11 protein-coding genes and 1 tRNA gene are annotated in these 12190 nt (G+C 49.6%); 5 read left to right on the top strand and 7 right to left on the bottom strand.

Going from position 1 to position 12190, the window contains the following annotated elements:
- Positions 1-246: 246 nt before the first annotated feature.
- Positions 247-343 (bottom strand) — tRNA-Sec (locus AC1MEO_RS08565).
- Between the two features lie 160 nt (positions 344-503).
- Between AC1MEO_RS08565 and selB the strand changes: the two genes are divergently transcribed.
- From selB to AC1MEO_RS08550, 3 genes are all read left to right on the top strand, one after another.
- The gene (selB, locus tag AC1MEO_RS08560) at positions 504-2408 is read left to right on the top strand and encodes a selenocysteine-specific translation elongation factor (protein ID WP_480335613.1); all 1905 of its coding nucleotides are present in this window, start codon (positions 504-506) and stop codon (positions 2406-2408) included.
- Positions 2405-3808: an L-seryl-tRNA(Sec) selenium transferase gene (gene selA / locus AC1MEO_RS08555; protein WP_480335611.1), complete on the top strand. Its 1404-nt coding sequence runs from the start codon at positions 2405-2407 to the stop codon at positions 3806-3808. Before selB ends, selA begins: the two co-directional genes overlap by 4 nt.
- A 135-nt stretch (positions 3809-3943) precedes the next feature.
- Positions 3944-5086, top strand: coding sequence for a glycerate kinase (locus AC1MEO_RS08550; RefSeq protein WP_480335610.1), 1143 nt, complete (start codon positions 3944-3946; stop codon positions 5084-5086).
- 51 nt (positions 5087-5137) lie between these two features.
- On the opposite strand, the gene AC1MEO_RS08545 is transcribed toward AC1MEO_RS08550, so the two are convergent.
- Complete coding sequence (locus AC1MEO_RS08545) at positions 5138-5671, bottom strand: hypothetical protein (protein WP_480335608.1); 534 nt, start codon at positions 5669-5671, stop codon at positions 5138-5140.
- Positions 5672-5886: 215 nt separating this feature from the next.
- Between AC1MEO_RS08545 and AC1MEO_RS08540 the strand changes: the two genes are divergently transcribed.
- Both AC1MEO_RS08540 and AC1MEO_RS08535 read left to right on the top strand, forming a co-directional pair.
- Positions 5887-7182, top strand: a complete 1296-nt coding sequence (locus tag AC1MEO_RS08540; RefSeq protein WP_480335606.1) for an MFS transporter — start codon at positions 5887-5889, stop codon at positions 7180-7182.
- Positions 7183-7246: 64 nt separating this feature from the next.
- A complete protein-coding gene (locus tag AC1MEO_RS08535) occupies positions 7247-7378 on the top strand; it encodes a hypothetical protein (protein WP_480335605.1) in 132 nt (43 codons plus the stop codon).
- Between the two features lie 117 nt (positions 7379-7495).
- On the opposite strand, the gene AC1MEO_RS08530 is transcribed toward AC1MEO_RS08535, so the two are convergent.
- The 5 genes from AC1MEO_RS08530 to cysK form a co-directional block, all read right to left on the bottom strand.
- A complete protein-coding gene (locus AC1MEO_RS08530) occupies positions 7496-8212 on the bottom strand; it encodes a 3-ketoacyl-ACP reductase (RefSeq protein WP_480335604.1) in 717 nt (238 codons plus the stop codon).
- Positions 8213-8362: 150 nt separating this feature from the next.
- Entirely contained in the window at positions 8363-9349 is a 987-nt protein-coding gene (locus AC1MEO_RS08525; RefSeq protein ID WP_480335602.1) for an ABC transporter substrate-binding protein, read from the bottom strand.
- 65 nt (positions 9350-9414) lie between these two features.
- Positions 9415-10170 (bottom strand): ABC transporter permease, encoded by a 756-nt coding sequence (locus AC1MEO_RS08520; protein WP_480335601.1) that lies wholly within the window; start codon positions 10168-10170, stop codon positions 9415-9417.
- Positions 10154-10942 (bottom strand): ABC transporter ATP-binding protein, encoded by a 789-nt coding sequence (locus AC1MEO_RS08515; protein WP_480335599.1) that lies wholly within the window; start codon positions 10940-10942, stop codon positions 10154-10156. Before AC1MEO_RS08515 ends, AC1MEO_RS08520 begins: the two co-directional genes overlap by 17 nt.
- Positions 10943-11252: 310 nt before the next feature.
- A complete protein-coding gene (gene cysK, locus AC1MEO_RS08510; RefSeq protein WP_480335597.1) occupies positions 11253-12173 on the bottom strand; it encodes a cysteine synthase A in 921 nt (306 codons plus the stop codon).
- Between the last annotated feature and the right edge of the window lie 17 nt (positions 12174-12190).

The raw sequence follows: 12190 nt of genomic DNA, 5'->3' as shown, positions 1-12190 counted from the left end.
ACCGGTAAGACTTCCAGCGCTTGTCGGAGGCCCGCAGGATGCGGGTCAACTAAACGTTGCGACAGGAAGTCGCGTTTTTAGGTTAGCATCCTCAATCGGGCACCTCAGCATTTCTATTGTCCAGCTTCGGCACCCAGATTCTAGAGTCATAAGCCACTCTGGCTGTGCGGCTGAAAACATGCCGCTTCGCCAGCGCGTCTTATGCCCGTCGAATCTACACGGGTGCCTCAGCATTTCTGTATGTATTGGCGGGATTGTGTGGGAATCGAACCCACCGAGCCTGGCACGCAGGCCCCTCAGGGTTTTGAAGACCCAGGAGGACACCAGTCACCCATCCAACCCCATGGTATTGTCGACCGACCTGTATCAGTTTATACCGAAAAAAAGATCTGCGCAAGAATGGGGCTTGGCTATAAAGACAGAGAGGGATGCTCAGGCTTGAAACAGCCTGTGGGGAGGACTAAAGTAAAGGAAGAAGCGATTAGAAAAGGCGTGTGAAAAAGATGGAAGAACGATATTTTACAATCGGCATGGCAGGCCATATCGATCATGGCAAAACCAGTTTGACAAAAGCTTTGACGAATGTCGACACGGACCGTTTGATAGAAGAAAAGGAACGGGGAATTTCCATTGAATTGGGCTATGCGCCTTTGCAGTTGGAAGACGATGTCTTTGTGTCGGTTGTCGATGTGCCGGGGCATGAGCGGTTTATTCGCCAGATGATCGCGGGTGTTGCCGGAATCGATTTGGTTGTGCTGGTGGTGGCGGCGGACGAAGGCATCATGCCGCAGACCGAAGAACATCTGGAAATTCTGCAATTTTTGGGTGTGAAACACTGCATCGTGGCCATTTCAAAAATAGACCGTGTTGATGAAGTGATGCTGGAATTGGTGACGGATGATATTAGGGAACGGCTGTCGGAGACTGTTTTTCGCGACGCTCCGTATGTCACGCTTGATAGCCTTTCCGGTACAGGAATCGATGAATTGAAGCAAACGATTTTGGAGGAATTGAAAACTGCCGAATTCCGTGATGCCTATGGTTCATTCCGTTTGCCGATCGACCAGGTTTTTTCGGTACAGGGGCAAGGGACCGTCGTTAGGGGAACCGTCTATGAAGGCGTGGTCCGAAAAGCGGCTCAGCTGCTGATTTTGCCGGCGGGGATTCCGGTGAAAGCGAGACAAATTCAAGTGCATCATGAGGAGCGCGAGCAGGCGCGAGCCGGGCAGCGGACGGCCATCAACCTTGGCGGAATCGAACGGACAGCCATAAAGCGGGGAGATGTGCTGGTGGATTCAGAGCATTTCCTGGTGACGGATACGATCGACGTCGCTTTGCAGGTGATTGGCCGGAAATTCGCGCCGCTTAAGCAACGCACTGCTGTCAGGCTTCATATAGGAACATCTGAAGTGATGGGCAAAATCGTCTTTTTCGACCGCAAGGAGCTGGAAGGGACGCCGGATGAAGTGTTATGCCAAATTCGCTTGGATGAAAAGATTGTAGTACGCCGGGGAGACCGTTTTATTTTGCGGCGGCCAAGTCCGATGGAGACGATCGGCGGCGGCTGGATCATTCAGCCAAGCGGAGGCAAGTACCGCTTCGGCAAGGAAACCATTGAGATGCTTCGTCATCAACAGACAGGGACGCCTCAGGATTTAGTGGCCGATGCCCTGAGCAAATCACTGCTGCTCGATCAGCAGCAGCTGATGCAGCAGACATCGCTGGATGACGGCACCCTGACAGAAACTCTGGCGGAAGGTTTGGCTTCTGGGATCTGGCTGGAAATCCCACGCCAAGGCTATAGCTTGAGCAAGACTTTCATTAAAATAAAAGATCAGTTACTGGCAAGGCTGGAGCAGTTTCATGAAGAATTTCCCATGCGAAACGGCATGGGAAAGGCTGAGCTGATCCAGTCAGTAAGCGCCTCTTATCCGAAACCGCTGCTTGAATTCAGCCTGAATTTATTGATGGAGCAAAATGAACTAGAACGAACTGGCCAATTCGTGGCATTGAAACGATTTAGCCCGCATCTTCCGAACAAATGGCGTGCACGAATGGAGCAGGTTGTCGGCTCTCTGGAAAAGGATGGCTTCCAAGCTGAGAAATGGGAAACGTATTTTACAGACAGTCCGTTGCCGAAACTGGAAATTGCGGAACTGACAGCTTATTTGATTGAGCGCGGACAGGCGTATCGCTTAAGGGAAGATACGCTCATCCACCGTACGGCTTTCGAACAGGCTTTAAACCAGCTGCGGTTGAACACGGGATCTTCCTTTGACTTAAAGCAGGCGAAAGACATCCTCAATCTGTCACGGAAATACATGATTCCGTTTTTGGAGCTGTTGGACGGGCTGAACTATACAAGGCGGTCAGAAGATCAGCGTTACTGGATGGAGGAAAAATTATGAAACAGTACTTGCGGCAGCTGCCGGCAATCCACGAATTGCAGAAAGACCCACGCTTTGAAGAACTGAAAAAAGACTTCAGCTTGAACGATGCGCAGCTGACGGACTTTCTGCAGCAGGAAGTCGGCAGTTTGCGGAAGAGCATATTGGCAGAAGAGCCGCTGACCAAGGAGACAGTCCTTGATTTTGCGGGACAGCTTTTCAAGTCGGTTGAAACACGCGTCAATAAGTGGCAGGGGGACCGGTTGGCACGGGTGATCAACGGCACTGGGACCGTGCTGCATACCAATTTGGGGCGGTCCCGTTTAAGCGATGCGGCAATTGCCCACGTGGCAAAAACAGCAGGGGATTATTCCAACCTCGAATATCGTTTAATGGAAGGGAGTCGCGGATCGCGCCATGACATCATCGAAGATTTATTGTTGGAAGCAACCGGTGCAGAAGCAGCGATGGTGGTGAACAATAATGCGGCAGCGGTATTTCTGATATTGAGCGCGCTGTCTAAAGGGCGGGACGTCATCGTTTCCCGTGGGCAGTTGGTTGAAATCGGCGGTTCTTTCCGCGTGTCCTCCATCATGGAAGAAAGTGGTGCACAGCTCGTTGAAGTGGGAACGACCAATAAAACGCATCTATTCGATTACGAAGATGCAGTAAATGAAGAAACTGCCATGATCATGAAAGTGCATACCAGCAATTTCAAGATGATCGGCTTTACGGAAACGGTGGAGACTCCCAAACTGGTTGAATTGAGCGGAAAGCACCAAGGCCTGATCTTTTACGAAGATTTGGGGAGCGGTGCGCTTTACGACTTTAAGAAACATGGCATCGGAGAAGAGCCGCTTGTCCGTGAAGTGATCCAAAGCGGTGTGGATCTTGTTTCGTTCAGTGGCGATAAGCTGCTTGGTGGTCCACAGGCCGGATTGATCGCCGGCAGGAAAGACCTGATCGACCGGTTGAAAAAGCATCAATTGGCGCGTGTCCTGCGTGTGGATAAGATGACACTGGCAGCGCTGGAAGAAACCTTGAAAAGCTATTTGTCGGGGCCGGAGAAAATCGCTGAACTGCCGACTGTCCGGGATATTATCCGTTCAGCTGATGACATTAAGCTTCAGGCACAGTCGTTTATAAACAAGTTGCAGTCGGATTCCCATAATTACCACAGCGAGCTTCAGGAAAGCACCTCGCAAATAGGGGGCGGCACCATGCCGGGAGTGGAGATTCCCACTTATATTGCAGCGATTCACCATAGCTCTTTAAGTGCCGAACAATTATCGGTTGAATTAAGGCAGGCAACGCCGGCGATTGTGTCCCGGATCCAGGAAGAACGGGTGTGCATCGATTTCCGGACCATCGCCTCTTCCGAAATGAAAGACTTGCTGGCCGGATTCCTCGCCTGCGATTAAATGTGTCTATATCTTCCTGATCTGAGTTAAAGCGGCCATCGCACAAACCTGCGATGGCCGCTTTTGCTGTGGGATGAATTTTTGCTGGAGAAGCTCTATAATTTATACTAAGAGCGTTGCATAGGAGGCAGAGCAGTGAAGATTGTGATAGCACCTGATTCATTTAAAGGAAGCATGACAGCGATAGAAGCAGCCGAGGCGATGGCTGAAGGAGTTCTGGAGGCTTCTGCGGACGCAGAGCCGGTCTTGTTGCCGACGGCTGATGGTGGAGAAGGCACATTGGCAGCGCTGATCGCTTCAACTGGTGGGAAAGTGGTTACAGCTGTGGTGGAAGATCCACTCGGACGGAAAATCACAGCGCAATATGGTGTGCTTGGAGACCAGGAAACCTGTGTAGTGGAATTGGCGGAGGCTTCGGGGCTGACTCTTTTGGCTGCTGAGGAACGCAACCCTCTGCTTGCTTCAACCTATGGGACTGGTGAACTGATCGCCCATGCATTGGATGCAGGCTACCGAAAGTTCATCATCGGCCTTGGCGGCAGTGCGACCAATGATGCGGGAATCGGCATGCTTCAAGCTCTGGGCATGAAATTCCTTGATGTTCATGGTGTGGAATTGGGACCGGGCGCTGTGGCGCTGAAAGGCCTATCGAAAATTGATCTCTTTGGATTCGACAACCGGATCATGGAGAGCCGTTTTTTGATTGCCAGTGATGTTGAAAATCCCTTGATTGGCCCCCATGGAGCGTCAGCCGTCTTTGGTCCGCAAAAAGGGGCGACGCCTGAAATGGTGCAGACACTCGATGCTATCTTAACGAATTTTGCGGATATCGTGGAGCGCTTTACCGGTACAGCGCTGCACCATAAAAAAGGGGCAGGGGCTGCCGGCGGAGCAGGAGGCGCATTTCAAGCATTCTTCTTGGGCGAAATTCGAAGGGGAATCGATGTTGTTCTGGAATCTATGGCTTTTGAAGAGCAATTGCTTGATGCCGATCTTGTGCTGACTGGAGAAGGCAAAACTGATGTGCAGACGCTATCGGGAAAAGCTCCGTTCGGTATTGCGGAATTGGCCGGCCGCCACGGGAAACCGGTCATCCTGATTTCTGGGATGGTCGATGAAACAGATCGAGCCCAGTTATCGCCTTATTTTACCGAAGTCCATGCCGTAGCCGATGACGGGATTTCACCTGAAGAATCCATGGCAGATGCTTTTGGCTATGTGAAAATAAAAACCAGGCACGTCCTGGAAAGTTATTTGAAGAAAAACAAGCTCCAGTAATCTAAAAAGGTGAATCGGGAAATAACCGATTCACCTTTTTAGATAGTAATGTCATCTATTTAAGACAGCATGTTCTTTGTAGTCAAAAACGATATCGGGAAGAATGGAAGGGTCAACCCTGTCCCAAATCAGTTGGTCGCGCGTGGCCTTGTCCACCCAAAAAGACATGACGCGCTCATCCTTTACTTTGTTGCCGGAGTCGTGAACCGGATAAATCCACGAAATGGAGATATCGTTCAATTGGTCGATTTCCGATAAAGGGCCAAGTATGTCTATAGCTTGCTGCCGCATAGTTTGTTGTGTTGAAACCATGGTGAATCCTTTATCTGCATTCAAGGCAAGTTCTGCATCCCAGCCTTCCGAAACGCGGGAAACCGAAATGCCGTCAATGCGTTTTTTGTCCATATTGCTCTGTTCCCCAAGGTGTCGGGTGATGACAGTCTGCAGATCGGTTTGCAGGCTTTTTTCTTCCTGTGATTCGGGCATCAACAGCCAACCGCCTATAGCAATCAAAACGATGGCTGCCACGATCAGCCAAGCCCGGAAGCTAGAACGCTGCTGCTTTTTTTTATGTGTTTTAGCCATTGTTCGATCCCTCCATTCTTGCTTTCATTATAAAGGCAATTCTGGGAATAGAAAAACAAGGCGGGAAATTTCACTAGCCTTCTTTTTTTGAAAAGTTCATGGCGGCCTTGCCGAAAACCGTTATACTGAAAAAAGAATATGGATTATTCTTAACATCAATTTTGAAATTCTTTAGTAGAAGAAGAACGTATTTTCCATGAAACGAGGAGAACGCCATGAAGCAATCTGACAAGCAGCAGGTAATGCTGCAAAGCTATATCGAATCACCGGAAAAGGTCAGGAAACTTTACCGCCGCACTTTATGGATCGTCGTGCTGTCACAGATTTTCGGCGGAGCGGGCCTCGCTGCCGGAGTGACGGTCGGCGCCCTTCTCGCACAAGACATGCTCGGAACGGACCGCTTTGCCGGCGCACCGGTTGCCCTGTTCACGCTGGGTTCCGCAGCGGCAGCGCTCATCATCGGCCGGCTGTCCCAACGCTTCAGCCGGCGGACCGGTTTGGCTTCAGGCTTCTTGGCTGGAGGCATCGGGGCAATCGGAGTGGTCGTAGCGGCCTTATCGGATAATATCGTTCTTTTATTTTTGTCGCTGTTGATCTACGGGGCCGGAACCGCCACGAATCTGCAGGCGCGTTATGCGGGCACAGACCTGGCAACTGTTAAGCAGCGGGGAACGGCCATCAGCATTGCGCTGGTTTCAACGACCTTTGGTGCGTTTGCCGGGCCGAACCTGATCGGTGTCATGGGCAGGTTTGCTGAGTCTATCGGCATTCCAGCTTTGGCTGGCCCATTTATCTTAGCGGCCGCAGCGTATAGTTTGGCGGGCGTGGTCCTGCTGATTTTCCTGCGTCCGGACCCATTGCTGGTTTCAAAAGCGATAACGGAGCATCAGCAAGAGCTTGCACTGAGCGCAACAGACATGGAACCGGTAGAGGAGACTCCGGTCAATAAAAAAGGCGTCATGCTGGGGGCTGCCGTCATGGTGCTCACCCAATTGATCATGTTTGCGATCATGACGATGACGCCGATTCATATGGGGCATCATGGGCATGGCCTTGGAGATGTCGGCTTAGTCATCAGCATCCATATAGCGGCGATGTACCTGCCGTCGATCGTCACAGGCATCCTTGTCGACAAGCTGGGACGGATTGTCATGTCCATAGCAGCCGGAGTGACATTCATGGCTGCCGGAATTGTGGCTGCACTGGCGCCGAGCGATTCCTTGTTCGTATTGATTGTCGCACTGGCTCTTCTCGGGCTTGGCTGGAATTTCGGGTTGATCAGCGGAACCACCCTCCTTGTCGACTCGACCCATCCATCTACGCGGGCCAAAACGCAGGGCACTGTTGATGTATTGGTTGCGCTGGCAGGGGCGACAGGCGGCGGGATTTCTGGAATGGTCATGGCGCAGTCCAGTTACGCTGTGATGTCTTTAGGCGGCGGATTTCTTGCGCTGATCTTGATTCCTGTCGTTCTTTGGTCTACAAAAAAGACTGTGAAGGTGGATCTTTGAATAAGTTGAAATGGAGAGTTTGATTTTTGTCTCCTATCTAAAGTGGAAGGGAGCTTGTCTGTCCATGGGATTTCTAGTTGTAATCATCTTGCTGGTCTTTCTTTTTGACTTCGTTAAATTGCATAAGCAAAACGATGCGTTGATCAAGCAAAATGAACAAGTCATTGAACTCTTGAAAGAAATAAAGGATAAATAGCGTGGAATAAAAAACTTTTATCCAAAACCTATGGCGTTATGCGAAAATTAAGAGCGCGGCTCAATAGAAAAAAGCTCAGTCCACTTATGTGGGCTGAGCTTTTTCAGAAATAATCGCTTATGGGTTCGTCGACCAAAGACCAGCCGATTTCAATAACACACGTGGGTGCAACTTCAATTGGGCCACCATCATTTCAGCCAGGTCTTCCGGCTGCATGACTTTATCCGGGTTGCCGTCAGTCAGGTTTGCTTCAATTGCCAAGTCAGTGGCAACCGTGCTTGGTGTTAAGGCGCTGACGCGGATATTGTGTTTTCTGACTTCCAGCATCAACGATTCCGTCAATCCCATAACGCCGAACTTAGAGGCACTGTAAGCACTTGTAACAGGTGCACCTTTTTGTCCAGCTGTGGATGAAATATTGATGATATCGCCTGCTTGGCGCTCGATCATTTGAGGCAGTACTGCGCGAGTCACGTAATAGACACCCATCAGGTTGGTGTCGATAATCTCTTTGAACTCTTCAGGTGATAGCTCAAGGAACTTGCCGAATTTGCCGATGCCTGCATTGTTGATCAGAATATCAATCGATCCGAGCTCAGCTGCGATATGTTCGACTGCTGCATTGACCGCTTCTGGATCCGCTACGTCAGCCACAGCAAATACAGTTTTGATCCCGTACTGCTCCAACTCCGCTGCAACTTTTTCCAGGTTTTCAGCCGTACGTCCGACCAATCCTACATTTATGCCTTCCGCTGCAAAAGCGATGGCCGTAGCCCGGCCAATTCCTTTTCCAGCTCCTGTAATCAACGCATTTTTTCCTGTTAGCTTCTGCATGTAAACCGCTCCTTTAGTGTAAATCCAATTCCTTCATCAGTGTAGCAAATTCCCATCGAAAAGCCTTGCTCAAGAGCTTAGAAATGAAACTGCCTCTTGAAAAAAGAAATAAAAAAACAGCAGAAAAGATTTCTGCTGTCAGTTGGGCTATTAATCAAGGAATTGCGTATCTGTCAATAAAGCAAAATCAGGCTGTTCTTTCAAGAACTTCAAGTCAAATGATGAATCGCCGAATGCCTGGATCTCTTCAGGAGAAATGGCGGTATCAAAGATCATATTTTCCCAAGCTCCATCAATGATAGAAGCTTCCAGTTTTTGGCCAGTGATGTCATCGATTGTATTGATGGTGATTTCTTTTGCCTGATCCGGATTTTGGGCGATAAATTCAGTCGCTTCTTTATGTGCGTCGACAATGCCTTGGACCATTTCCGGATTTTCTTCAATCAGTTTATTCGAAGTTACCAAAACAGAAGCCGGCAATGTCGTACCGAATGAAATTTCATCCGGCTCGATGATCACCTTTGCGCCTGTGTTTTGCTTCAGTACAGATGCCCAAGGTTCAGGGGCGACTGCAATATCCACTTTTTCAGTGGCGAACATCGCTTCGTATTGAGCCGGGTTGCCCGTTTGGTGAAGCATCTCGCCGCCGATGCGGTTTGAAGTGATGCCGTGTTCTTTCATGAAGGTTTCAAATTGAACGTCGTGTGTGCAGCCGACGCGCGGAGTAATGAAGGTCTTGCCTGCAAAATCTGCGACGGATTCAACGCCGCTGCCTTTTCTTGCCATGACCACCGTACCACCTGAAGCACCGCCGGCAATCATCGTAACATCTGCGCCATTTGTGTAATTGTTCATTGCGGGACCAGGCCCTACAAGGCCGGCATCGATATCACCGGTTTTCAGCGCAGTCATAAAGTCTGCGCCATCAGCGAATGTAACGTATTCAACGGCAGTACCGTCCGCCAGATTCTTTTCATACAGTTCCTGGTCTTTAGCGACCATTGCGGGCACGTGATCAAGGTTCGGGAAATAACCGATGGTAACAGAAGATGAATCTTCGCTTGCGTCAGGTGAACCACAAGCTGCCAAAACACCAACCAAAGCGACAGGTGCAATAAGTGAAAAAATACGTTTCATAAGATGAACTCCTCCTGTGTGTTTAACTAGTACTTCGGGATATGCTTTGCTGCAACTCTTATTTTTTAAGTCTCCAGTCCCCAACGCTTGAGGACGTTCTTTTCGATCCGCTGGAAAATCATCAGGTCGACAATTGCGCCGACGACGCCGATGATGATCATCACGCCGATCACCAGCGACATATTGCCGAAATCGGATGCATAGCGCAGCGTGTAGCCGAGTCCGGGGCCGGAACTGAGAAGTTCTCCGGCCATCAACGCCCGCCAGGCAAATGCCCAGGCCAGGCGTGCCCCTGTAACGAAATAGGGGACAGATGCCGGAATGATCACTTTGATGAACAGATCCAGTCCGTTCGATCCCATGGTCCGTGCTGCTTTGATGAACAAGGGATCGACGTTTTTGATGCCGGTCCGGACATTGAGGATCATAACGAAAGTTCCGCCCAGGATAACGACGAAAATGATGGAGCCTTCGCCGAGGCCGAACCACATCATTGCGAGAGGCAGCCAGACGATGCTTGGCACACTTTGCAGCGCGAGCACCAAAGTTCCAAGTGTTTCATCCGCCGTTTTTGAGCGCGCCAGCAGGATGCCGACGCCGGTGCCGATGATGACTGCTGCAACCAAACCGATCAGCAGCCTGCGGAAACTGGCAATCAAGTCGTAGACTAAGGTCATATCAGCGAATCCCGCTACCAGCGAATCATAGACGCTGACAGGGGACGGGAGGATGGTTTCGTGCCACAGTTCAAAGCGGGAACCCAGTTCCCAGAAGACAATGAGCGCAGCGAAGAAAATAATTCGTTTAACTGCCGGCTTCATATGCTTGCTCCTCGTCTATGACTTTATCGATTTCTGTTTTCAAAAGAGCCATGATCTGCTCTTCCAATGCAGCGATTTCCTGACGGTGCTGTTCACGGGGGCGTGGGATATCCACTGTGATATCAGTCAGGATAGTTCCGGGACGCGTACCCATGACGATGATGCGGTCAGACAGTTTAATTGATTCTGAAATGCTGTGGGTGACAAAGACGATGGTCTTTTTCGTATCGATCCAAATTTCCTCAAGCTGGCCATGAAGCCGGCTTCTCGTCTGTTCATCCAATGCGCCAAACGGTTCGTCCATCAACAGCACGGCAGGGTCCATCGCCAATGACCGGGCAATCGATACACGCTGTTGCATGCCTCCGGATAATTCGTGGGGATAATGGGTAGGATAATTGCTGAGCTGCACCATCTTCAAAAAATGATGGGCGCGTTCCAAGCCCTCTTTTTTGGACATTTCTTTACGTAAAGGGAACATGACATTTTCTGTGACATTCATCCATGGAAATAGGGCGGCCTGCTGGAACACCATGCCCCGGTCTTTTCCGGGCTTCACGACTTTTTTGCCATCCACGATGATGTCGCCTGAAGTCGAGCTGACAAGTCCTGCAATCATTGACAATAACGTGGACTTGCCACAGCCGGATGGGCCAAGAATGGAAACGAATTCTCCTTTTTGGATCGATAGGTCGATGTCTTTTAATACAGTGTTCGGTTTATTATTTTTATCGAAATAGACTTTGTTGATTTGTTTGGCTTCAATAAACATAATGGGTCACCGGCAATAAAACCTACCTTTCCTATCGGATAATATTATTAAAGTATAGTAGAATGATAGGGATTGTCAAGTTGAGATTGCTGAAAAAACAGTTTTTTTGTTGGAATAATAATACATTGAAGAAATTCCAGGATATTTCAGCAGTCAGCAAGATAACAATTGCCCATGAATGGGGAGTTGCTGATTGGATCAATCAAAAAATACAGGCAGATCCGAAATGCTCGGATCTGCCTGTAAATAAGGGGGGATTTCACTTTTCTCAGTGAGTGATGGAGAACTTTCCACTGATTGCTGGTACTGTTTATTCGTTGAATAGGTTCATGCTTAAATAGCGTTCGCCGGTATCTGGAGCGATGCACAGCACTTTTTTTCCTGTGCCGAGGCGCTTGGCAAGTTCAATTGCTGCATAAATAGTGGCGCCGGCGGATGGTCCGACGAAAATTCCTTCTTCGCGCGCAACTCTTTTAAAAATGTCAATGGCATCTTCATCGTTGATTGCCATAATCTCATCGTAAACTTCGGTATTGAGGATATCGGGAATGAACCCTGGGCTTGTACCGACTAATTTATGTTTACCGGGTTTTCCGCCAGACAGTACAGGAGATCCTTTCGGCTCCACAACAACAATGTAAAGTTCCGGAAGATGCTCTTTTAAGGTTTCGCCAGTGCCGGTGATGGTGCCGCCGGTTCCTGCAGACGCCACGAACGCATCCAGTTTGCCGTCCATCTGCTCGAGAATTTCCATTGCCGTGGTAGTCCGGTGGATATCCGGATTTGCCTTGTTTTCGAATTGCTGCGGGATAAAGCTGTTCGGAATCTCTTTTTGCAGCTCCATCGCTTTGCTGATTGCTCCAGGCATCTTGTCATCGCTTGGCGTCAGCACAACCTCAGCGCCGAATGCCTTCAATAGATTGATGCGTTCTTTTGTGGCGTTATCAGGCAAGACCAGGATAGAGCGGTAGCCCTTTGCGGCGGCGACCATGGCAAGGCCGATTCCTGTATTGCCGCTTGTCGGTTCGATGATGGTGGCGCCTTTTTCGATCAGGCCTTCTTTTTCGGCCACTTCGATCATATTGAAAGCGGCACGGTCTTTGACGCTTTTTGATGGATTGAACATTTCCAGTTTAACAAAAACATCCGCGGCTCCTTCTGGAACGATGCGGTTCAGTTTTACGACCGGTGTATCGCCGATCAATTCGATGATATTATTGTATGGTTTCAATGGGAAAACAACCTTTC

This window comes from Planococcus sp. BI3 (assembly GCF_056680115.1).
Note: the sequence above shows the minus strand (reverse complement) of the source record. Positions and strands in the feature narration are given on the sequence as shown.

Bases quoted from the DNA above. Each gene is read 5' to 3' on its own strand.
- selB (WP_480335613.1), top strand. From the start codon at position 504: ATGGAAGAACGATATTTTACAATCGGCATGGCAGGCCATATCGATCAT.
- AC1MEO_RS08540 (WP_480335606.1), top strand. From the start codon at position 5,887: ATGAAGCAATCTGACAAGCAGCAGGTAATGCTGCAAAGCTATATCGAA.
- AC1MEO_RS08545 (WP_480335608.1), bottom strand. From the start codon at position 5,671: ATGGCTAAAACACATAAAAAAAAGCAGCAGCGTTCTAGCTTCCGGGCT.
- AC1MEO_RS08525 (WP_480335602.1), bottom strand. From the start codon at position 9,349: ATGAAACGTATTTTTTCACTTATTGCACCTGTCGCTTTGGTTGGTGTT.
- AC1MEO_RS08520 (WP_480335601.1), bottom strand. From the start codon at position 10,170: ATGAAGCCGGCAGTTAAACGAATTATTTTCTTCGCTGCGCTCATTGTC.
- AC1MEO_RS08535 (WP_480335605.1), top strand. From the start codon at position 7,247: ATGGGATTTCTAGTTGTAATCATCTTGCTGGTCTTTCTTTTTGACTTC.
- selA (WP_480335611.1), top strand. From the start codon at position 2,405: ATGAAACAGTACTTGCGGCAGCTGCCGGCAATCCACGAATTGCAGAAA.
- AC1MEO_RS08515 (WP_480335599.1), bottom strand. From the start codon at position 10,942: ATGTTTATTGAAGCCAAACAAATCAACAAAGTCTATTTCGATAAAAAT.
- AC1MEO_RS08530 (WP_480335604.1), bottom strand. From the start codon at position 8,212: ATGCAGAAGCTAACAGGAAAAAATGCGTTGATTACAGGAGCTGGAAAA.